Consider the following 255-nt stretch of genomic DNA (forward strand, 5'->3'; position numbering starts at 1 on the left):
AGCCACGAACGTAGCCATTGCCGAGAACGCCATCAAGGCCGGCGTGGACCCTGAACTGTTTGGCGACTTCTCCGAAGCCGCCATTTCCGCCGGGGTCAACAAGCTAGTTGACGAGCGTGTCAATGCGGCGCTGGTATCGGTCAATGCCAAGGTTGAGGCGGCTTTATCGCCACTCAAGCAGCAGCAGACGACCAGTGCCACGCAGAGCCACATGGACACGATCTACGGCGCGCATGCAGACGCGGACTCCATTGT

At 60.0% G+C, this 255-nt stretch carries 1 pseudogene; it reads left to right on the top strand.

The annotated features are described in order from the left end of the window. Positions 1–255 (top strand): annotated as a pseudogene (locus C5P05_RS00435) (hypothetical protein); the annotation flags it as partial.

Origin of the sequence: Rhodoferax ferrireducens, assembly GCF_003347515.1 — a bacterium.
Classification (GTDB): domain Bacteria; phylum Pseudomonadota; class Gammaproteobacteria; order Burkholderiales; family Burkholderiaceae_C; genus Rhodoferax.